Genomic DNA, 21,110 nt, shown 5'->3' on the forward strand with positions numbered 1-21,110 from the left:
CGTGTCCTAGAATCCCCCCATGCCCCGCATCCTTGTCTTCCAGCACGTCGCCGCCGAACCGCTGGGCACGCTCGATCCCTTGATCCGCAGGCGCGGGCATCGCATCCGTTTCGTCAATTTCGAACGCGAACCCCACGCGCAACCGAATGTGGACCGCTATCGCGGCCTGGTGGTGCTCGGCGGGCCGATGAATGTCGAGGAGCGCGGCGCGCGCCCACACCTGCTGACCGAGTTGCGTGCGATCGAACGCATGCTCGAACTCGGCCGGCCGGTGCTCGGCATCTGCCTTGGCGCGCAGTTGCTTGCGCACGTGCTCGGCGCGCCGGTGCGGCGGATCGAACGTCCCGAAATCGGCTGGTATCCGCTGCTGACGACCGAGGCAGGCCAGACCGATCCCGTGCTCGCGCCACTCGGCGCCGCATCGCCGGTGTTCCAGTGGCACGGGCGCCACTTCGAAGTGCCGTCGACGGCAGTGCATCTGGCCCGAACCGACAGCTGCGAACAACAGGCCTTCCGCTACGGCGACAGCGCCTACGGTTTCCAGTTCCATCTGGAAATGGATGCACCCCTGATCGAACGCTGGCTGGCGACGCCGGCATATCGCGACGAGCTCGCGGCCTCCGGCCTGCCGCACGACGACGCCGCGATCCGCGCACTGACGCAGACCCATATCGCCCCGATGCAGGCGCAGGCCGAAGCGGTGTTCAACAATTTCCTCGATCTCGTCGGCCGTCCCGACCGCCGCTTCGTGCTGCCGTCGCGCGAGTTCGGCTGACGCGTCGGCTTCTGCAGGAGCGCGCGCGATGGGCCTTCGTCGGGACAGCCCGATCGCGCGCGCGCTCCTACAGACGCGGGCAGTGCATCGCCAGCTGATGTCTACGGAAGCTTGAGTTCCGGCATCGGTACGTCCGGCAGGCGCACATCCGGCCCCAGCACATGGAACAGCTCACCCAGCGTCGGCCAGCCGAATATGGGGGCGAGCCACCAGTAGGCGGCGATCACGATCAGCACCGTGACGATCAGACGCAGCACGACGCCGGCGACCTTGAAGGCCAGCCAGATCCCGAGGATCACCAGCACGAAGCCGAGCCAGGTCATGCCGGCACGCCTTCGCGCAGCGGTTGCAGTTGCGGATCCAGCGCCACACGATCGTCGAAGACGAAACAGCGCCCGTCGTAACCGAAACCACCGACCTGCTCGAAATACCCGAGGATGCCGCCGTCGAGCTGCAGCACGTTGTCCATGCCGTCGGCACGCATCCACAGCGCGGCCTTTTCGCAACGGATGCCGCCGGTGCAGAAACTCACCACCGTCGCATCGCGCAGCGTCTCGCGATGCGGCGCGAGAGCATCGGGCAGCTCGGTGAAGTTGTCGATCGGCAGCGTCAGTGCATCCTTGAACGTACCGAATCCGAATTCCTCGCGATTGCGCGTGTCGAGCAGCACGAGACGCTTGCCGGCATCGTCATGGCCCTGCGCGATCCAGCGCGCCAGCGTGTCGGGCGCCACATCCGGCGCGCGCGCCGGTGCACCCAGCGGCATGGCTTCGGATCTGCGGAAACTTATGATTTCCGGCTTGACCTTGACCTTCAGCCGCGCGAACGGCACCGCGTCACTGCGGCTGCGCTTGACCTGCAGCCTCGCGAACCGCGCGTCACCGCGCACGGTCTCGATCAGCGTATCGATGGCATCGACGCCGCCGGCGAGAAACAGATTGATGCCCTCCGGAGCGACGAGCACCGTACCGCGCAGCTCGCCCGCCTCGGCCAACGCGCGCAGCCACGCGGCGACCGCATCGGGCTCGTCGATGGCGACGAAGTGGTAGGCAGCGAGGTTGTCGATCATGGACGCAATTGTAGCGGCGACCCGCTATGGAGCTGGCGCTCCTCCGCTCGCGGGAGAGGGTCGGGTGGGGGCAACCTTCAGGTCGAGGCGCGGTGCCGGAGCGAAGGAACGCCCTGTGATGCGACGAGCCGACCCCTGAGGGCGCCCCCATCACGGCCTTCCTCACGTGAAGAGCGCAATGCCCCGAACGCGGAGGACGGCCCCCGGCCGCGCGCATGCGGATTGCGCGCGACGGTCGATCACTGCTCGTAATTGTCCCGCACGAACCGGTCGAACAAGCGCACGCCGTACGCCGACGCACCGGATGGCGTCGTCGACAGCTCCTCGCCATCACGCCAGGCCATGCCGGCGATATCGAGATGCGCCCAGGCACGGCCCGCATCGATCCACTCGCCGATGAAATGCGCCGCGGTGCCGGAGCCGGGACGTCCGCCACCGTTGCGCATGTCGGCGATCGGCGATTCGAGCATCTTGCCGTAGCCCGGATGCAACGGCATGCGCCACACCGGCTCGCCCGATGCGTCGCCAGCGGCTGCCAACTGCGCAGCGAGTGCGTCGTCGCGGGTGAACAGACCGGCATAGTCGTTGCCCAGCGCGGTGACGATGGCGCCGGTCAACGTCGCGATATCGACGATCACGCGCGGATTGTCCTGACGCTGCACGTACCAGAGCGCATCGACGAGCACCATGCGGCCTTCGGCATCCGTGCTGATGACCTCGTAGGTCTTGCCGGCCGCAGTGCGGATCACGTCACCCGGTCGCGTGGCCGTGCCGGAAGGCATGTTTTCGGCGAGTGCAACCGCCGCGATCGCGTTGACCGCCGCGCCACGTCCGGCCAGCGCGAGCACCGCGCCGGTCGCGCTCGCGGCGCCGGTCATGTCGTATTTCATGCGCCACATGTTCTCGCCGGGCTTGATCGAAATGCCGCCGGTATCGAATGTGATGCCCTTGCCGACGAACGCGACCGGCGCCTCGCCGCGCGCACCACCGCTGTAGCGCACCACCATCATCCGAGGTGGACGTGCACTGCCCTGCCCGACCGCCAGGATGCTGCCCATGCCCAGGCGCTCCATCGCGGGGACGTCGAGCACCTCGATGCTGACATTCGGCTTGCCGGCGAATGCTGCGCGGGTGCGCTCGACGAAGGTTTCGGGATAGATCGCGTTCGCCGGCTCGGTCACCAGGTCACGCGCGAACGCCACGCCTTCGGCCACTGCTTTCAGGTCGCCATCCCAGGCCTGCGACGCCGCAGCGCCCTCGGCGCTGCGCACCACGAGCATGCCCTCACCCGCACGCGAGGTGTCGACGTCCTGCGTCGTTCTGTATTTGTCGAAGCGGTACTCCCCCAGCGCGGCGCCAAACGCGAGGCGTGCGGCCGCGCCGGTTTCGCTGCCTTCCCAGACCACGTCGATCCGGGGCGCCTTGCTGCGTGCGGCGAAGCGACCGATGCGTCCGCCCACATCCTCGATGCGGCGCGCGTCGGGCGTACCCGTGCCGGTCCCGACCAACAGCACGCGGTCGTAGCCTGCGATACCCGGAAGGTCCAGCTGGCTGTCGGCCTTGCCGCTGAACCCGGCTGCCGTGATCGCTCGCGTCAGAGCGCGCTGGCTGCCGGCGTCGATGCGGGCGAACGCGCCATCCCGGGTGCCGCCTTCCGCGACCTCCGGAACCGGCAGCACCAGCGTGCCGGCTTCCGGTGTCCCGGCGCTCTCGAAGCGGATCTCGCGTTGCGCCTCGGCCGGCATGGCAGCGAATGCGGCGATCAGGACAATCGGGGCGGCGAGCAAGGTGTGCGATGGCGTGCGACGTGAACGCATGGAATCTCCGGGGCGATGGTCAGGTCTGCCGCGCGTCTGCGCGGGCAACCATCGACCTTAACAAGCCCCCACGCACCCGGGCCGTGCCGATCGTCATGTCTCTACCCCGTGGCGCCCGTTCAGCACGATTCGCTCCGAACGGTGGCGGGTGGCCCAAGCCGCCCGCAGCTTCGCGGTATCGCGCGGCTCCGGTACGGGATGCAGATCCCTCGTGCGAAGCCTGTCCGGCAGACGGACCAGGAGTTCGGGCGCATCCCGGCGCCTGCACAGGCCACCGCCGTCCCCGCCACACGACCGCACTCAGCTTTTGGACGCCCCGTCCTTTGCGACGTGCTTGCTGGCCCACATGTTGTCGACGAGATTCGGATAGCGGCGACCGGCCTCGTCGGCGCGCTGGCGGGCCCGGTTCTTCTGCGCGTCGGTCAGAGTCCCACGCACCGCACCCGCCTTCGGATTCGGACGGGTCCATGGCTTGGTTTTCGGCTTGGGATGCGATCGGTCAGGGGGCGTCGTCATGGGCTCGTCCTGGTTGCCCGCCCCCGCCTGGCGACATGGCGTCGGCCCAGGCGGTCACGGACAGGCGTGCAGTCTTGCGTGGCGTCTGTTCGCGCGGGGTGACGCGTGCGCAGACAGCAGACGCCTCTCAGCGCGAAAGCATATAGCCGGGCACCGCCATGAAGCCGATCAGGAACACGATCGCGATCACGATCAGCACCACCCGCTTCGGATCGTTGCGCACGATGTCGCCGAAGGTCTCGGCAGTGCCGTCACGTTCGGCCTGCGTCTGGGCGGCCTTTGCTCTCGCCTGACGACCCTTCTGGTACTCGGCCATCAGCGCCTTCGCGCGCGGCAGATCGTCGTTCTCGCGCAGCCAGATGCCACCCAGCGAGATGCCGAACGGACTCGGACGGGTCTGGTACCAGGGAATACCCGCCTCTTCGAGAAACGCGCACACGTCGGCGGCCTCGTCGTCGGGCACGTAGCGCAGATTGAGCAGCAGTTTCGCCATGTGGACATGATACCGGCATGGCTGTCCGCAGGCGCGCGCCCACCCGGCCGCCTTCAGCGTTTGGTGGTGACCGCGCGGCGCAGGTTGTGGCGGGCGCGTGCGTCCAGGCGCGCATGGAATCCATCGTCGAGATAGATACGGGGCCGCGCGAGCAGCGATTTCAGGAACCGCCGCCGGTTCACCGCATACAGCCAGCGCGGCACATGCCGGTACTCGGCGGCGATGCCGCGATCGTAGGCATCGAAGGCTGCATCGTCGGCTGCGAGGATCGCCATGTCGCAGTCGAGGAACCGGCGCGCGTCGTCGCCATTCGGATCGTCGGAGAAGTCTTCTTGCGACAGCTGGCCGTGACGCGCGGTCAGACGGACGAGGTGCGCGACGCGCGCCACGTCGAGGCCGACGCCAGGCAGCCAGCGTGCGATGGATTCGACCGCGAGATCCGCCGAGCGCGCTTCGTTGTCGCCGGCGCGCGCGTCGTAGATCGCATCGTGATACAGGATCGCCAGCCGCACCTCGTCCGGCTGCGACCAGCCGTCGCGCGCGGACACCTCGTCGAAATGCCGCAACAAGGTCTCGACGTGTCCGAAGTTGTGATAGGCACGCGGTGGTGATGCATACGCGGATTCGAGCGCAGCCTGCATCGCGGCCGGCAACGGAAACACCGTGTGCCCGGGACCCGACATGGTCTACCCCACCTGCCAGGGACGCACGACCAGCAAGGCGCCGATGCCGACCAGCAACGCGCCAACCACCCGCATCGTATCGACAGGACGTGACTGCACCAGGACGCCGTAATGATCGAGCAACAGCGAACCGACCAGTTGCCCGGCGACGATCAGACAGATCATCCCGGCTGCGCCGAGCCGCGGCACCAGCAAAGTGCCGCAGAACACGAACACCGCGCCGATCAGTCCACCACACCACAGCCAGGGCGGCAGCGTGGTCAGCGTCCGCATCGACGGGAGCGGCGTGCGCGTGACCAGCAGCACGAGCGCGAGCGCAAGGGTTCCGACCGCGAACGACAGGAAGGATGCGAACAACGCGCCTTCGGTCAGCACACCGACGCGTGCATTGAGCAGTGCCTGAAACGGCAGCAGCATGCCCACGAGCACGGCGACGACGATGCTCAGCAGCAGCCAGTGATGCATGCGCGACTCCGCAGTGAGGGCGGACCAGTCTAGCGCCCGGCCGGGAGATCGCCTGGTGCGCCATCGCGCGGTAGCGTCCACAGGGCGATGAAACTCAGGACCGCCGCGCCCGCGAGATACCCGCCCACCGACGCCAGGCCATGCCGGTCGCCCAGCCAGGTCGCGATGTAGGGCGCCAGCGAGGCGCCGAAGATGCCGGCCAGATTGAATGCCAGCGACGCGCCGGTGTAGCGCACGGCGGTGGGAAACTGCTCGGCCAGCAGCGTGCCGACCGGGCCGTAGGTCAGGCCCATCAGGCCGAGCCCGATCATCAGGAACGCGAGCGTGGCGATGTGACTGCCGGCGACGAACAGCGGCGCGAAACACAGGCCGAACACCGCGATGCCGGCGCTGGCGATCAGCATCGCGCGGCGGCGCCCGAAGCGGTCGGCATACAGTGCGGAAATCGGGATCGTGGCCGCGAAACAGACCACGCCGGCGAGCTGCAGCATCAGAAAATGCTCACGCGAATAGCCGAGTCGCGACGTCCCCCAGCTCAACGCGAACACCGTCATGAGATAGAACAGCACGAACGTCGCCAGCGCCAGCAGCGTGCCCACGACGACCCCGCGCCACTGGTTGACCAGCACGTCGTGCATGGGCAAGCGCACACGTGCGCCCTGGTCGAGCACCTTCTGGAAATCCGGGGTTTCGGTGATGCGCAAGCGTACCCACAGCCCGACCAGCACCAGCACCGCGCTGGCCAGGAACGGAATGCGCCAGCCCCAGGCGAAGAACGCGTCGTCGCTCATCACTTCGGTCAGTACGAGGAAGATCGCCGTCGACAGGAAAAAGCCGAGCGGCGCACCGAGCTGCGGAAACATGCCGTACCAGGCGCGCTTGCCGGGTGGTGCGTTCTCGGTGGCCAGCAGCACTGCCCCGCCCCATTCGCCACCCAGTCCCAACCCCTGGCCGAACCGGCACAGCGCGAGCAGCAGCGGCGCGGCGACACCGATCTGCGCATAGGTCGGCAGCAGGCCGATCACGACCGTCGAGATGCCCATCGTCAGCAGGGCTGCGACCAGCGTCGCCTTGCGACCGACGCGGTCACCGTAGTGGCCGAACACCGCCGAGCCGATCGGCCGCGCGAAGAATGCGAGCGCGAATGTCGCCAGGGACTGCAGCGTGGCCGATGCGGGGTCGGCCGACGGGAAGAACAGCTTGGGGAACACCAGCACCGCGGCGGTCGCGTAGATGTAGAAATCGAAGAACTCGATCGTTGTACCGATCAGGCTGGCGAACAGCACACGCCCCTTGGCAGGCGCTGCGGCGACGGGTGCGGTCATCGGAATTCGCGAAACGGGGCAGCCGGCGATTCTGCCATTCGGGCCACCGTTCCTCGACCGTTGCGTCGGCAACCTGTGACGGGCCGACGCGTGCATTCCGAACGCGGCACGCCGCGTCCGGTGCCGCCTCGCCAAGCGCGCAGATCGCGTTTCGAGGGCCCACAAAAAACGGGCCGGTCATGGACCGGCCCGTCGGGCGACACGAATGCCGCTGGATGCCTGGATTACTTGGCGTTCTTCATCGCAAGCTTACGGGTGCGCATCACGTCATGACATGCACGCACTTCCGGCATCAGGCGCACGACGACATCACGGGCGGCAGGCGGGGTGTCGGCATCGCGCGACGCCTCGTCGAACGCTTCGAGCAGACGGTCTTCCGACTCTTCGAGCTCGGCGACATAACCGTATTCCTTGTCGCCCAGCGTCGCACGGACCTTGCCGTACATCTGCTGCATGCTACCGACGAACGTACCGGAATCTTCCGGCTTGCCACCCGCTGCCTGCACGGCCGCGCTGAGTTCGCTGACGATCTGCGACTTGGTGGTCGCGATGCGCGCGAACAGCGTCTTCAGCTCGGCGTCGTCGACCTTCTGTGCGGCCTCTTCGTAGAAATCCTTGCCGTCGCGGGCAATGGCGATCAGATCGTTGAGGGTATGCGCAGTCTTGTTGGACATGAGGTTCTCCATTCGGGGAAATCAGGGGGGCGGCGTACCGCTGCCGCATCGTCCGGGCGCCGGCCGGACAAGGCCGGTGTCGCGAATCGCGACCGGGAATGCCGTGGCGCGGATCGATGGGAAGGACGATATCGAGGCTGCGGGCAACGACGCGTGACGCGCAGGCGACGGTGGCGTGAACGCAGCGCGTGTTGGTCCTGATGACCGCATGCACGCTGAATGTCCGCGAGCGGGATCCAAGGCGTGTCCAGCGCCCGGAACCCTTTCAGGTTTTGAACGGGTGGATGTGCGAATGACGTGTGGCGAGAGGGACGGGATTTCGCTGCGCGCGACCCAGCCGACGAAGCCTGATGGAATCTGAAGATCACCATGGATCCCAACTTCCGTCGGGACGACGGCCAGGGATTTTCAGAGGCCGCACGGTTCTTGCGCCACAAGAAAGCCGCGCCGGACACCCGGCGCAGCTTCATGGGAATCAACGTGATCGGACCTCAGCGCTTGCTGCCCTGCGCCGGCAACGCGTAGTCGATCTCGTATGCCGGCGGCTCGCCGCCGGGACCCTTGAGGTAATGCGTCATCCATTGCATCAGGCGCAGCGAGTAATCGTACCGCGATGCACCGCGGCTGTTGCCATGACCTTCGCCCGGGTACAGCACCAGACGCACCGGCGCCTGCCCGGCGAGCTGCAGGTAGCGGTACATCATGTAGGACTGCATCACCGGCACGCGCGGATCGGCTTCGCCATGCAGGATCAGCGTCGGCGTGCGCGACTTCTGTGCATGCGTGATCGGGCTGGTCTGGCGGTACATCTCCGGGCTTTCCCACGGCCAGGTCTGCATGTGCACGTTGTACTGCTCGTAGGGGATGTCGCCCGTGGTGACCAGGCTCGCCTGATCGGAGATGCCGACGAACATCACCGAGGCCGCGAAGCGTTCGCTGTAGTACGTCGCGCCCCAGGCACTCGCGTAGCCACCATAGGAGCCGCCGGTGATGCCCACCTTGTCGCGGTCCACCAGGCCGGTCTCGACCAGATGATCGACGCCGTCGACGACATCGTCGAACTCCTCCATGCCCGGACGACCGTGCCCCAGCTTGGAGAATGCGACGCCGCGTCCGGTGCTCGACCGGTAGTTCGGAAAAAACGACGCGAAACCCTGCGCGGCAGCGACCTGCGCTGGCTGCGAATAGCCGTTGAGCCAGGCGTTCGAGAAGTGCGACTCCGGACCGCCGTGCACGACCAGGATCAACGGCACGCGCGCATTGCCGCGACGCTCCAGCGGATGCACCAGCAGGCCTTCGAGTTCGAGACCGTCGCGCGCGGTGTAGCGCACGATTTCCTGGCGTGCGAGACGCACATCCTTGAGCCACGGATTGCTGTCGGTCAGCCGGCGCGCTTCGCCCGCGCCCGAAGCCAGATGGAACACTTCGGACGGATGCGTCGGATCGCTGCCGACCAGCGCGATGTCGCCGCGTGGCGACACGCTCAGGCCCATGTGCACCGGGCCGCCCGCCGCCAGCACGGTGCGTTGGATGCCGCCATCGACCTGGATCTCGCCGACCCGGCTCTGCACGCCTTCATGGCTGAGGAATACCAGCGTCGTCGCGTCGCGCCAGGCGACGCCGCGCACGTGGCCTTCGAGACCCGGCAGCAGATCGCGCTGGGCGCCGCCGTCGCGACCGACCACCGTCAGGCGACCTTCACTCGGATCATTCTTGTCTTCGGCGGAGATGATCGCCAGATGGGCACCGTCCGGACTCCAGGCCATGTCGCCGAGCTTGCCGGGATTGTCGACCCGGCCGAGCTCGCGGCCTTCGACCGAATAGATGCGCACGCGCGCCTCGACCATGGTGTCGTCGGTGAGCTGGCGCGGCGTGACCACGACGGCCAGGCGATCGCCTGCCGGGCTCCACCGCACCGCCTGCACGCTGCCCTCGATGTCGATGCGGCGCGGCTCGGCCTCAGCGCCGAGTTCCGCGATCCACAGTTCGATCGGCCGCCAGTCTTCTTCGTAGACCTTCTGCGAGAAGCCCTTGTCGCGCAGCGCCTTGCGCGCGTCGCTTTCGCGCTGCGCCGACAAGACTGCGGCGCGGCGGCCATCCGGGGAGAGGTCGTAGCTGGAAATGTCACCGGCGAGCTTCACCACGCGGGTCGATTCGCCGCCACGCAACGGAATCGTGTACAGCCCGCGGGTCTCGTCGCCTTCGCGCTTGGACAGATACGCCACGCGCTGGCCGTCGGGCAGCCAGCGCGGCGACGCCACATCGACCTTGCCGGTGATGAAGCCGCGGGTGTTGCCGCTGCGGTCGACGAAGTGGAGTTCGGTGCGCGCCGGACCGTCGGGATCGACGCCCAGCGTGCGCGGCACCGACAGGATGTACGCGACCTCCTGACCGTCCGGACTGATCTGCGCCTGGGTGACGGCGCGTGTCTGCGCGACCTGTTCGAGCGTCATCCCGCCCGTCGTCGTGGCCGCGCCCGCGAGCGGCGCGCCGGTGGCCAGCACGAGCGCGCAGGCGAGTGTCCGGATCCATGTGTGCATTCGGTTTCCCCGTGAACGGTTGCAGTCGACGGGCGACTTTGCAGGGGAATGGACGGGGGTGCAATGTCGCGGCGGGCATCCGCCCGTGTCAGCCGCGCTTCACGTGGGTCTCCGCATCCCGTCATCCCGGCGAAAGCCGGGATCCAGTGACTGCGAGGCGATGTAGCCGTGGACTGCTGACCTGGAGTGGTACCGCACGATACTGGTACGCAGCACGTCGCTGGATCCCGGCTTCCGCCGGGATGACGGTTTCTTTTTCCCGGGTCTGGTCTACCGCCCCGTTACCGTCCGATGCCGCACCATCCGCACCGCCATCCGCGGAAACACCTCCGGCAGCAACGACCGCACCGACATCGGCACGCGCGTCGTAAGGGCTTCCGCATCCAGTACCGGCAACGCACCGCGCCAGGCAAACGCAACCCGGTTGCTCATCTTCGGCTCGTCGACGACGAGCACATGATCGGCGCCGAACGCGGCGCGCAGTTTCTCCACGTGCGTTTCAGGATCGCGGACGTAGAGGTTGCAGGCCATGACGCCGGATGCGGTCAGTGCATCGCGGCAGGCGTCGTAGAACCCCTGTGTGGAGAGCTCGGCGGGAATGCCGTGTTCGTCGTAGCCGTCGACCAGCAGCACGTCGAAACGGCCACGGCGCTCCGCGACGAAGCGCACGCCGTCATCGACGACGACCGACAGCCGCGCATCGTCGTCGGGGATGCCGAACGCGCCACGCAGCGCGACCACGTGCGGATTGTTCTCGACGACCTCGATGCGCGTGCCGGGCAGCTGCCGGTACGCGAACTTCACCTGCGAACCACCACCGAGCCCCACCATGCCGAGCACGCCCGGCGCCGGCTGCCACAGCAGCGCGGCGAACATGGTGCGGGTGTAGTCGATTAGCAGACGATCCGGATCGTTGCCGACCATGCGGCTCTGGGTCTGCCGACGCACGAACTGCAGCGACACGAAGCCGTCGTGCTCGCGTACGTAGGGCTTGCGCGGACCCGAGGCGCCACCGCGCAGCCGGTCGATCCAGCGGCCCAGCCGGCCGCGTCCGTTCGTGCCCGTCATCGTGCTCAGCGGTTCGACCAGCCGTGCGGCACGTGGCCGGCGGCGACGTGCGGGCGCGCGGAGTCGATGTTGTGCTGCGAATCATCGAAGAAGATGTCGGCGCCGAATGCATCGAGGAACGGGCCCTTCGGGCGACCGCCGAGGAACAGCGCTTCGTCCAGACGCACGCCCCAGGCGCGCAGCGTGCGGATCACCCGTTCATGCGCGGGCGCAGAGCGCGCGGTGACCAGCGCGGTGCGGATCGGCGCGTCCTTGCCCGGTGGATACGCGGCCTGCAGATCGTGCAGCGCCGACAGAAAGCCCCGGAACGGACCGCCCGCCATCTCTTCGCGTGCGCGTTCGCGCTCGTGCTTGTGGAATGCGTCGAGGCCGCCCTCCTGCGAGAGACGTTCGCCCTCGTCGCCGAAGATGACCGCGTCGCCGTCGAATGCGATCCGCAACTGGTCATTGCGATGCGCCGGCGCGCGCGCCGGGATGATCGTCGCGGCGGCGACCCCGTTCTCCAGTGCGCGACGCACCGAGTCCGGATTCGCCGACAGGAACAACTGGGTGCCGAAGGGCTTGATATAGGGCCAGGTCGGCTCGCCGGAGGTAAAGGTCGCGCGGGTGATGCCCAGATTGTGGTGCTGGATGGAATTGAAGATCCGAAGCCCGCTGTCGGCCGAATTGCGCGACAGCAGGATCACCTCGACGTGCGGGGCATCGGGGGGGGCGTCGATGTTCAGGGCCAGCAGCTTGCGCACCAGCGGAAACGCGATGCCCGGCTCGAGGACATCGTCCTCATGGGCACGCTGGTGCTCGGCGTAGGCGTCGATGCCTTGCGCCTCGAACACGGCATGGCTGTCCTCGAGATCGAACAGGGCGCGCGTGGTGATCGCGACGGTGAGCGTGGGCACGGACAGATCGGGCATGGCGGATCGCAGGTCGATGGGGGCGGCGGTGCCCGGAGAGGCGTCGACGGTACGAAGACCGTGAAGCGGCGGGAACAGCCTGTGCGAATTATGCGCGATCCCGGCACACGGGCCCCTGACCAACGGCACTGGGCCGTGAGCGCCTGCGGGCGCAGCGTGGATTCCAGCCTGTGTCACGAGGAACACCCCATGCCCCTGGTCCGCCTATGTGCCCTCGCCCTGCTCGCGTTTCCGCTGTGCGCGGCTGCCGTTACGCCCGATGACGACCCCTATGCAGACGCCCGCGGCATTGTCCGCGACCTGCAGCGCATCGTGGCGCCGTCCGGCGTGCAGGACACGCACACGCTGCGCATCGGCGGCATCGACCAGGTGATCACGGTACGCGGCATGGATCGCGCCAATCCGATCCTGCTCTATCTCCACGGCGGACCGGCGGCGCCGATGATGCCGGCCTCCTGGACGTTCCAGAAGCCGTGGGAGGACTACTTCACCGTCGTGCAATGGGACCAGCGCGCCGCTGGACGCACGCTGCGCGCAAACGATGCCGATGCCGTCGCGCCGACGATCGGGATCGATCGCTACGTCAGTGATGCGATCGAACTGATCGACTGGCTGCGCAGCACCTATGGCAAGCGCAAGGTGATCCTGGTCGGCCACAGCTGGGGCACGGTGGTCGGCATGCGTGTGCTGGCCGACAAGCCCGAATGGCTGTATGCCTACGTGGGTATCGGCCAGATCATCCATCCCTGGACCGACGAGACCATCGGTTACGCACATGCGCTCGAGGCCGCGCGCGCCGAAAGCAACGACGCCGCAGTCAGCGAGCTCGAAGCGCTGGCGCCCTATCCGGGCACAGATCTGCGCAACGGTCGCATCGATGCCCAGCGCAAGTGGGTCATCCACTACGGCGGCCACAGCGCGTACCGCGACAGTTCGGCCTACTACTTCCGCGCGCAGCGCCTGTCGCCCGATTACACGCCTGAAGACCGGCGCGCGATCGCCGCCGGCAGCGCGCTCACGCTCGACCGCATTCTCGGCGAGTGGCGCAGCGTCGATTTCCGCGGCCTGCAACGCGTGCAGGCGCCGGTAGTGATGCTGCTGGGCCGGCACGATCTCACCACGCCTTCGCAGCCGGTCGCCGACTGGCTGGCTGCTGTCGACGCGCCATTCAAGCATGCGGCGTGGTTCCAGCACTCCGCGCACTTCGCCCCGATCGAAGAACCGGGGCGCACCTTGATGACGCTGGTACAGCGTGTACGTCCGCTCGCAGTCGCCGTCGGCGATGGTGCGCCGCTGGTGGACTGACGCCGCTCAGACCACGAACTGTTCGCTGAGGATCCGCTCTTCGAGATTGTGCTCGGCGTCGAACAGCAGGGTCACGGTGCGCTCGCGCGACTCGTGGATGGTGACCTCGACGACATCGCGCACTTCATGCGAATCCGCGGTCACGCTGACCGGGCGCTTGTAGGGATCGAGCACACGGAAGCGTACTTCGGTTTCGGCGCGCAGGATCGCGCCCCGCCAGCGCCGGGGCCGGAACGGCGCGATCGGCGTCAATGCGACGACGCCCGCGCCCAGCGGCAGGATCGGTCCGTGCGCGGAGAAGTTGTAGGCGGTGCTGCCGGCTGCGGTCGACAGGATCACGCCGTCGGCGACGAGCTCCTCCAGACGGGTGACGCCATTGAGATCGATCTGCAGATGCGCGGCCTGGCGCGTCTGCCGGAGAAGCGCGACCTCGTTGTAGGCGAGCGACGTGACCGTCGCGCCCGATTCGGTCTCGGTGCGCATTTCCAGTGGTCGCAGCACCGCAGGTTCGGCTGCTGCGATGCGCGCCAGCAGGTCGGAGCCCGATGCGGGATCGTCCTGCCGGTAGTGATTCATCAGAAAGCCAACGGTCCCCAGCTTCATGCCGTAGACCGGTTTGCCCAGCTGTCCATGGCGATGCAGCGTCTGCAGCATGAAGCCGTCGCCGCCGAGCGGGACCAGCACATCGGCGGACTCGGGATCACACTGCCCGTGCAGGCCGGTCAGCACCGAGAGGGCGCGTTGCGCCTCCTCGGCCTGGCTGGCGATGAAAGCGATGCGGGGCGTTGAGGTCATCGGCGGGCCGGTGCGTGAACGTCGGCGCGCAGCTTAGCGCAGGCGCTGTAGCGGGATGTCGCGTGTACGGCCTGCCGCAGCCGAACCCCGCTCCGAAACGGAGCGGGGTTCGCGCACGAAGCGGGCAGCCGCACGCGCAACCGGATCAGCTGCGCTGCACCAGTTGCGACACGCGCTGCACTGCGACCGAGACGGTCGGATAGTCCAGCGACTTCTGCGTGGCGAGTTCGCCAAGCATCGCCAGCGTGAAGCGCAATGCGGCATCGTCGCGTTCCAGCCACGCCTGCACCTTGGCTTCCGGCGTCGTGCCCGGCATCGACAGCACCTGCGAGACCAGTGCGCGATGCTGCTGACCGAGTTCCTCGCGCAGCACGCCACGCGCGACCGCGTGCCAACGGCCGTCGACTTCCAGCGCATCGATCTGCGCCGTGAGCCAGGGCAGATTCAGCGCTTCACCGAGGCGGAAGTGCAGACGCGCCACATCGACCGGCTTCTGCTTGCGCTCGCTGGCGACCTCGATGATGTCCCAGGCCGCTTCCAGATACGGCAGCGCCGCCAGCTCGATCGCGAGCGACTTCGGCACGCCCTTCTCAATCCATGTCTGCAGGCTCGCGTCGTGTTCGGCGCGCTGGACGTCGGCGATGATCTTGCTGCCGTCGCGGATGGCGTGGAATCCGTCGTGGTAGCGCTCGACCGCGGTGGTGATGTCCGGGATCGCCCCAGGGCGCGCCAGTAGCCAGCGCGTGAACGCACGCTGCAGATTCCAGATCACCTGCAGCGCATCGACCTGCACCGATTCCGGCACCTGGCCATCGAGCGCATCGATCTGGCCCCACAGCGCACGGGCTTCGATCGTTTCGCGCGTGATCGTGAACGCCTTGGCGACTTCACCCGGGCCCCGACCACTGTCTTCCTGCATGCGCAGCAGGAACGTCGCGCCCATGCGGTTGATCATCGTGTTGGTGACCGCGGTCGCGATGATCTCGCGCTTGAGGCGATGGCCTTCCATCAGCTCCGCGTACTTCTTCTGCAGCGGCTGCGGGAAGTAGCGCTGCAACTCCCGCGACAGATACGGATCTTCCGGGATGTCGGAATCGAGCATCTGGTCGAACGCGACCAGCTTCGAGTACGACAGCAGCACCGACAGTTCGGGACGCGTCAGACCCAGACCCTTGGTCTTGCGCTCGGCGATCTCGGCATCGGACGGCAGGAACTCGATCTGGCGATCCAGCAGACCCTGCGATTCCAGCGTGCGGATGAAGTGCTGCTTGGACCCCAGGCGCGAGACGCTCATGCGCTCCATCAGGCTCAGCGCCTGGTTCTGGCGGTAGTTGTCCCACAGCACCAGACCGGCGACCTCCTCGGTCATCGACGCCAGCAGCTTGTTGCGCGCGGGCAGCTTCATCCTGCCGTCCTGCACCAGCGCATTGAGCAGGATCTTGATGTTGACCTCATGGTCGGACGTGTCCACGCCGGCCGAGTTGTCGATGAAGTCGGTATTGAGCAGCACGCCGTGCAGCGCGGCCTCGATGCGGCCGAGCTGGGTCAGACCCAGGTTGCCGCCCTCGCCCACCACCTTGCAGCGCAGGTCGCGGCCGTCGACGCGCAGTGCATTGTTGGCGCGGTCGCCGACGTCGGCATGCGTTTCGCTGGACGACTTCACGTAGGTACCGATACCGCCGTTCCACAGCAGATCGACCGGCGCGCGCAGGATCGCCGACATCAACTCGTTCGGACTGATCGACGTCGCATCGCCTTCGATGCCCAGCGCTTCGCGGGCCTCGGCCGACAGCGGAATCGACTTCGCGCTGCGCGACCACACACCGCCGCCCTTGGCGATCAGGGACGTGTCGTAGTCCTCCCAGCTCGAACGCGGGATCGCGAACATGCGCTGGCGTTCAGCGAACGAACGCGCGGCATCCGGGTTCGGATCGATGAAGATGTGGCGGTGGTCGAACGCGGCGACCAGGCGGATGTGTTCGCTCAGCAGCATGCCGTTGCCGAACACGTCACCTGACATGTCGCCGACGCCCACGCAGGTGAAGTCCTCGGTCTGCGAGTTGCGGTTCATCGCGCGGAAGTGGCGCTTGACCGATTCCCACGCGCCGCGCGCGGTGATGCCCATGCCCTTGTGGTCGTAGCCGACCGAACCGCCGGAGGCGAACGCATCGTCGAGCCAGAAGCCGTGCTCGCGGGCAATGCCGTTGGCGATGTCGGAGAACGTCGCGGTGCCCTTGTCGGCGGCGACGACGAGATAGGGATCGTTGTCGTCGTGACGCACGACATCGCGCGGCGGCACGATCTCGCCTTCGACGATGTTGTCGGTGATCTGCAGCAGGCCGTTGATGAAGAGCGTGTAGCAGGCGACGCCTTCGGCGAACTGCGCGTCGCGATCACCGCCGGCGGGCGGACGCTTGACGATGAAGCCGCCCTTCGAACCGACCGGCACGATGACCGTGTTCTTGACCATCTGCGCCTTGACCAGACCCAGCACCTCGGTGCGGAAATCCTCGCGCCGGTCCGACCAGCGCAGGCCACCACGCGCGACCGGGCCGAAGCGCAGGTGGATGCCTTCCACGCGCGGACCGTAGACGAAGATCTCGCGGTACGGGCGCGGCTTCGGCAGTTCAGGCACGCGCGCCGAATCGAACTTGAAGCTGATCGTGTCGAGCAGGCCGTTGTCGCGGTTCTTCTGGTAGTAGCTGGTGCGCAGCGTGGCGTCGATGACGGCGAGATAGCTGCGCAGGATGCGGTCCTCGTCGAGGCTGGACACCCGATCGAGCAGCCCCTTGAGCGCCGCGCGTGCGGCGTCGTACTGCGCGTCGCGGTCGCTGCCACGGGCCTCGAGCAAGGGCTGCAGCGTCGTCAGCGTCGCATCGTCGTTGCCGCTCAGCGCCTGCAACTGGACAGCGAACGCGTCGCGGCCGGTCTGGATTTGGGCCCGGCTCTCGGTGCCCGTCGCCGGGTCGAAGCGCGATTCGAACACTTCCACCAACAGACGCGCCAGCAGCGGGTAACGGCCCAGCGTGTCTTCGACGTAGGCCTGCGAGAACGGCACACCGACCTGCAGCAGGTACTTGCAGTAGCCGCGCAGCATCGAGATCTGGCGCCAGTCCAGATCGGCGCCCAGCACGAGGCGGTTGAAGCCGTCGTTCTCGGCATCGCCGCGCCACACGCGGTCGAAGGCTTCCGTGAACGCTTCGGCGCGCGCCTCGACGTCGATCGCACCGACCGTGGCCTCGACGTAGAAGTCCTGCAGGAACAGCGTCGTACCGTCGACTTCGATCCGGGTGGGATGTTCGGCGATCACGCGCAGGCCGAGGTTTTCCATCACCGGCAGCACGTCCGACAGGGGGATGTGCGCATCGCGGCGATAGAGCTTGAAGTGCAGCACCGACTCACCGGTGGTCGGCAGCGGCTGGCTGTAGAAGCTGAGCTGCAGCGCGTCGCTTTCGGCGGTCGCGGCCAGCTTCTCGACGTCGGTCGCGGCCGCGGCCGGCGACGCGAACTCGATGTAGGCCGGCGTGAGGGCGCGTCCGAAGCGGCCGGCCAGGCGCAGGCCGTCGGCCTCGCCGTGACGGCGCACGAGTTCGTCGCGCAGATCGTCCTGCCAGTTGCGCACGATCGCCTGCAACGCCTGCTCCAACGCCGGCTGGTCGATATCGGCCGCGACGCCCGCGCGCGGACGCACGATCAGATGCAGCTGCGCCAGCGGCGATTCGCCGAGCACCACGCTAGCATCCACGTGATCAGCCTGCATGACTTCGCGCAGCAGCTGCTCGATGCGGTGACGCACATCGGTATTGAAGCGGTCGCGCGGAATGTAGACCAGCACCGAATAGAAACGGCCGTAGCGGTCCTTGCGCAGGAACAGACGGCTGCGCACACGCTCCTGCAGACCGAGAATACCGGTGCCGAGGCGGAACAGTTCGTCGGGCGTCGACTGGAACAGCTCGTCGCGGGGCAGCGTTTCGAGCAGATGCTTGAGCGCCTTGCCGCTGTGGCCGGTCGGCTTCAGACCGGATTCGGTCATCACGTGCTCGAAGCGCTCGCGCACCAGCGGGATGTCCCACGGGCGGCGCGTGTAGGCACTCGACGTGTACAGGCCGAGGAAGCGCTGCTCGCTGACGACATTGCCGGCGTCGTCGTAGCCGAGGATGCCGATGTAGTCCATGTAACCGGGGCGGTGCACGGTCGAACGCGCACTGGTTTTGGTCAGGATCAGCGCGTCGATCAGACCTTCGCGGCGCAGCGCATCGGCGCCGAGTTCGCTGACCGGACGCGACTTCACCGCGCCGGGCGTGCGCAGCAGGCCCATGCCGCTGTCGGGCACCGCCTCGAGACGCGCGTCGTCACCCTTGCGCCGGACCTTGTAGGCGCGATAGCCGAAGAACGTGAAGTGGTCGCTCGCGGCCCATCGCAGGAATTCCTGCGCTTCCTCGCGGCTCGATTCGGACACCGGAATCTTCTGCGAGTCCAGATCGGTCGCCATCTGCAGCATCTTCTCGCGCATCGCCGGCCAGTCGGCGACGATCACCCGCACGTCGTCGAGCACACCGCGCACCAGCGCTTCGATGCGCGCATTCTCTTCCGGCGTCTGCCGGTCGATTTCCAGATGCATCACCGATTCAGCATCGCCCTCGCCCACGCCGGTCAGCCGACCAGCGCGGTCGCGCGCGATCGACAGCACCGGATGGCCCAGCACGTGCACGCCGATGCCCTGCTCGGCCAGCGCCATCGTCACCGAGTCGACGAGGAACGGCATATCGTCGTTGACGACCTGCAGCACCGTGTGCGGCGATTCCCAGCCGTGGGTTCTCATCACCGGGTTGAACAGGCGCACGTTCGCCGTGCCCGGCTTGCGCTTGCCGGCGAAGTCGAAGAGATCCGCGGCGAGCGCGGCCCAGCCGTCGGCGTTGTGCAGGGGGAGTTCGTCCTCGGTCATGCGCCGGTAGAACGCCTGGGCGAACGCGCTGGCGTCGGCATGCGCGGCCTTGCCGGCGCGGCGACGCACGGCATCGAAGATCGGGTCGAGCAATCCGGTGCCGGCGCGGCGTGGCGGCACGGGCAGCACGCTGGCCGACTTCTTGGATTTCGCAGGCGCGGCGGCCGCGGCGGATTTACCTGTCTTGCGGGATGAGGTCATGACGACAAACGTTCCGATGCAATGAGGCCCGCGTTTTCACGCGGGCCGACGGGAAGGAATCTCTCAATACAACGCGGCCGCAGGTGCGACCGGGTCGGGAACCACCGACGCCGCGCGGCCACGGGGGCGGCGCAGGCGACGGACACACGCGATGCTGGCGTGGAGAAGCGGCATGCGGATCAGCGCAGGCCGGTCTCGTTGCGGGCGATGACCAGACGCTGGATCTCGCTGGTGCCTTCGTAGATCTCGGTGATCTTGGCATCGCGGAAGTACCGTTCGATCGGCATCTCCTTCGAATAGCCCATGCCACCGTGGATCTGCAGCGCCTGATGGGTGATCCACATGGCGGCTTCCGATGCGGTGAGCTTGGCGATCGCCGCCTCGTTGCTGAAACGCTTGCCCTCGCCCTTGAGCCAGGCCGCGCGCAGCGTGAGCAGCAACGACGCGTCGAGCTTGCACTTCATGTCGGCGATCTTGGCCTGCGTCATCTGGAACGCGCCGATCGGCTGGCCGAAAGCCTTGCGCTCCTTCACATAGGCGACGGTCGCCTCGTAGGCGGCACGGGCGATGCCGATGGCCTGCGAGGCGATGCCGATGCGGCCCGCGTCGAGCACGCCCATCGCGATCTTGAAGCCCTGGCCTTCCTCGCCGAGCACGTCTTCGGCACGGGCGACGTAGTCCTGGAACTCGATCTCGCAGGTCGCCGACGCGCGGATGCCGAGCTTGGGTTCGGTCTTGCCGCGGTGGAAGCCGTCGCGGCTGCCGTCGACCAGGAACGCGGTGATGCCGCGCGCGCCCTTGTCGGGCTCGGTCACCGCGAACAGCACGAAGTACTTCGCGACCGGGCCGGACGTGATCCAGCTCTTCTTGCCGTTGATCACGTAGCTGCCGTCGGCCTGCTTCACTGCGCGGCATTTCATCGCGGTGGCGTCGGAGCCGGACTGCGGTTCGGTCAGCGCGAACGCGCCGATCTCGCGACCTTCGGCGATCGCGCGCACGTATTCCTGCTTCTGCGCCTCGGTGCCGTGGGTCAGGATCCCGTTGCAGAACAGCGAGTTGTTGACCGACATGATGGTCGAGTGCGCAGCATCGGCCGCGGCCACCTCGATCATCGCCAGTACGTAGGAGATCGGATCCATGCCAGCGCCGCCGTAGGCGTCGGAGACCTCGATGCCCATCAGGCCATTCTCGCCAAGCACGCGCATGTTCTCGACCGGAAATTCACCAGTCCGATCGTGATGCTCGGCGCTGGGGGCGATCTTTTCCTGTGCGATCCGGCGCGCGATGTCCTGGATCATCAACTGCTCTTCGCTGAAACCGAACTCCACGGCGTGCAACTCCTGCTCGAAAACGATCCGGTGATTGTAACGTTTCAACCCGGTAAAACACCCGACAAGCCGGTGGCGCACTGCAGCATGAATCGCCCGGAAACACCGTGCGGCGGGCACCGGCAGGGGCCGTGCAAACGGTGTATGTCCGCGCCCTCGCAACGTGAGGGCCGCATGACGGTGCGCGCGTGGAACCTTGA

General features: G+C 67.3%; 17 protein-coding genes. 2 read left to right on the forward strand and 15 right to left on the reverse strand.

The window, feature by feature from the left end; translation table 11 throughout:
• Positions 1-19: 19 nt before the first annotated feature.
• Positions 20-775 (forward strand): type 1 glutamine amidotransferase, encoded by a 756-nt coding sequence (locus AC3IRM_RS09710; protein ID WP_489202972.1) that lies wholly within the window; start codon positions 20-22, stop codon positions 773-775.
• Positions 776-876: 101 nt separating this feature from the next.
• On the opposite strand, the gene AC3IRM_RS09715 is transcribed toward AC3IRM_RS09710, so the two are convergent.
• From AC3IRM_RS09715 to AC3IRM_RS09770, 12 genes are all read right to left on the reverse strand, one after another.
• Entirely contained in the window at positions 877-1,098 is a 222-nt protein-coding gene (locus tag AC3IRM_RS09715; protein ID WP_489202973.1) for a hypothetical protein, read from the reverse strand.
• On the reverse strand, positions 1,095-1,844 hold the full coding sequence (locus AC3IRM_RS09720) for a sulfurtransferase (protein WP_489202974.1): 750 nt from the start codon (positions 1,842-1,844) through the stop codon (positions 1,095-1,097). Before AC3IRM_RS09720 ends, AC3IRM_RS09715 begins: the two co-directional genes overlap by 4 nt.
• 239 nt (positions 1,845-2,083) lie before the next feature.
• Complete coding sequence (locus tag AC3IRM_RS09725; protein WP_489202975.1) at positions 2,084-3,661, reverse strand: leucyl aminopeptidase; 1,578 nt, start codon at positions 3,659-3,661, stop codon at positions 2,084-2,086.
• 300 nt (positions 3,662-3,961) lie between these two features.
• On the reverse strand, positions 3,962-4,177 hold the full coding sequence (locus tag AC3IRM_RS09730; protein ID WP_489202976.1) for a hypothetical protein: 216 nt from the start codon (positions 4,175-4,177) through the stop codon (positions 3,962-3,964).
• A gap of 127 nt (positions 4,178-4,304) precedes the next feature.
• Entirely contained in the window at positions 4,305-4,670 is a 366-nt protein-coding gene (locus AC3IRM_RS09735; RefSeq protein WP_489202977.1) for a DUF6164 family protein, read from the reverse strand.
• Between the two features lie 53 nt (positions 4,671-4,723).
• Complete coding sequence (locus AC3IRM_RS09740) at positions 4,724-5,353, reverse strand: HD domain-containing protein (protein WP_489202978.1); 630 nt, start codon at positions 5,351-5,353, stop codon at positions 4,724-4,726.
• A gap of 3 nt (positions 5,354-5,356) precedes the next feature.
• Positions 5,357-5,818, reverse strand: coding sequence for a DMT family transporter (locus tag AC3IRM_RS09745; protein WP_489202979.1), 462 nt, complete (start codon positions 5,816-5,818; stop codon positions 5,357-5,359).
• Between the two features lie 29 nt (positions 5,819-5,847).
• Entirely contained in the window at positions 5,848-7,143 is a 1,296-nt protein-coding gene (locus tag AC3IRM_RS09750; RefSeq protein WP_489202980.1) for an MFS transporter, read from the reverse strand.
• Positions 7,144-7,367: 224 nt separating this feature from the next.
• The gene (locus AC3IRM_RS09755; RefSeq protein ID WP_489202981.1) at positions 7,368-7,817 is read right to left on the reverse strand and encodes a PA2169 family four-helix-bundle protein; all 450 of its coding nucleotides are present in this window, start codon (positions 7,815-7,817) and stop codon (positions 7,368-7,370) included.
• 491 nt (positions 7,818-8,308) lie between these two features.
• A complete protein-coding gene (locus AC3IRM_RS09760) occupies positions 8,309-10,357 on the reverse strand; it encodes an alpha/beta hydrolase family protein (RefSeq protein ID WP_489202982.1) in 2,049 nt (682 codons plus the stop codon).
• Positions 10,358-10,627: 270 nt separating this feature from the next.
• Entirely contained in the window at positions 10,628-11,425 is a 798-nt protein-coding gene (locus AC3IRM_RS09765) for a spermine/spermidine synthase domain-containing protein (protein WP_489202983.1), read from the reverse strand.
• A 5-nt stretch (positions 11,426-11,430) separates the two neighbouring features.
• Positions 11,431-12,336, reverse strand: a complete 906-nt coding sequence (locus AC3IRM_RS09770; protein ID WP_489202984.1) for a 5'-nucleotidase — start codon at positions 12,334-12,336, stop codon at positions 11,431-11,433.
• A 189-nt stretch (positions 12,337-12,525) separates the two neighbouring features.
• Here AC3IRM_RS09770 and AC3IRM_RS09775 point away from each other — a divergent pair, with 189 nt between their 5' ends.
• Positions 12,526-13,641: an alpha/beta fold hydrolase gene (locus tag AC3IRM_RS09775; protein ID WP_489202985.1), complete on the forward strand. Its 1,116-nt coding sequence runs from the start codon at positions 12,526-12,528 to the stop codon at positions 13,639-13,641.
• 6 nt (positions 13,642-13,647) lie between these two features.
• On the opposite strand, the gene AC3IRM_RS09780 is transcribed toward AC3IRM_RS09775, so the two are convergent.
• The 3 genes from AC3IRM_RS09780 to AC3IRM_RS09790 form a co-directional block, all read right to left on the reverse strand.
• Positions 13,648-14,436, reverse strand: a complete 789-nt coding sequence (locus AC3IRM_RS09780; RefSeq protein WP_489202986.1) for an NAD kinase — start codon at positions 14,434-14,436, stop codon at positions 13,648-13,650.
• 145 nt (positions 14,437-14,581) lie between these two features.
• A complete protein-coding gene (locus tag AC3IRM_RS09785) occupies positions 14,582-19,582 on the reverse strand; it encodes an NAD-glutamate dehydrogenase (RefSeq protein WP_489202987.1) in 5,001 nt (1,666 codons plus the stop codon).
• Between the two features lie 179 nt (positions 19,583-19,761).
• Positions 19,762-20,910, reverse strand: coding sequence for an acyl-CoA dehydrogenase family protein (locus AC3IRM_RS09790; protein ID WP_489205894.1), 1,149 nt, complete (start codon positions 20,908-20,910; stop codon positions 19,762-19,764).
• Between the last annotated feature and the right edge of the window lie 200 nt (positions 20,911-21,110).

It is taken from the genome of Luteimonas sp. KH_071 (assembly GCF_057838005.1).

What these genes read in the sequence shown, in the direction of transcription:
- AC3IRM_RS09740 (WP_489202978.1), bottom strand. Translation starts at nt 5,353, where the DNA reads ATGTCGGGTCCCGGGCACACGGTGTTTCCGTTGCCGGCCGCGATGCAG.
- AC3IRM_RS09735 (WP_489202977.1), bottom strand. Translation starts at nt 4,670, where the DNA reads ATGGCGAAACTGCTGCTCAATCTGCGCTACGTGCCCGACGACGAGGCC.
- AC3IRM_RS09750 (WP_489202980.1), bottom strand. Translation starts at nt 7,143, where the DNA reads ATGACCGCACCCGTCGCCGCAGCGCCTGCCAAGGGGCGTGTGCTGTTC.
- AC3IRM_RS09720 (WP_489202974.1), bottom strand. Translation starts at nt 1,844, where the DNA reads ATGATCGACAACCTCGCTGCCTACCACTTCGTCGCCATCGACGAGCCC.
- AC3IRM_RS09715 (WP_489202973.1), bottom strand. Translation starts at nt 1,098, where the DNA reads ATGACCTGGCTCGGCTTCGTGCTGGTGATCCTCGGGATCTGGCTGGCC.
- AC3IRM_RS09730 (WP_489202976.1), bottom strand. Translation starts at nt 4,177, where the DNA reads ATGACGACGCCCCCTGACCGATCGCATCCCAAGCCGAAAACCAAGCCA.
- AC3IRM_RS09745 (WP_489202979.1), bottom strand. Translation starts at nt 5,818, where the DNA reads ATGCATCACTGGCTGCTGCTGAGCATCGTCGTCGCCGTGCTCGTGGGC.
- AC3IRM_RS09765 (WP_489202983.1), bottom strand. Translation starts at nt 11,425, where the DNA reads ATGACGGGCACGAACGGACGCGGCCGGCTGGGCCGCTGGATCGACCGG.
- AC3IRM_RS09710 (WP_489202972.1), top strand. Translation starts at nt 20, where the DNA reads ATGCCCCGCATCCTTGTCTTCCAGCACGTCGCCGCCGAACCGCTGGGC.
- AC3IRM_RS09760 (WP_489202982.1), bottom strand. Translation starts at nt 10,357, where the DNA reads ATGCACACATGGATCCGGACACTCGCCTGCGCGCTCGTGCTGGCCACC.
- AC3IRM_RS09785 (WP_489202987.1), bottom strand. Translation starts at nt 19,582, where the DNA reads ATGACCTCATCCCGCAAGACAGGTAAATCCGCCGCGGCCGCCGCGCCT.
- AC3IRM_RS09770 (WP_489202984.1), bottom strand. Translation starts at nt 12,336, where the DNA reads ATGCCCGATCTGTCCGTGCCCACGCTCACCGTCGCGATCACCACGCGC.
- AC3IRM_RS09755 (WP_489202981.1), bottom strand. Translation starts at nt 7,817, where the DNA reads ATGTCCAACAAGACTGCGCATACCCTCAACGATCTGATCGCCATTGCC.
- AC3IRM_RS09780 (WP_489202986.1), bottom strand. Translation starts at nt 14,436, where the DNA reads ATGACCTCAACGCCCCGCATCGCTTTCATCGCCAGCCAGGCCGAGGAG.
- AC3IRM_RS09775 (WP_489202985.1), top strand. Translation starts at nt 12,526, where the DNA reads ATGCCCCTGGTCCGCCTATGTGCCCTCGCCCTGCTCGCGTTTCCGCTG.
- AC3IRM_RS09725 (WP_489202975.1), bottom strand. Translation starts at nt 3,661, where the DNA reads ATGCGTTCACGTCGCACGCCATCGCACACCTTGCTCGCCGCCCCGATT.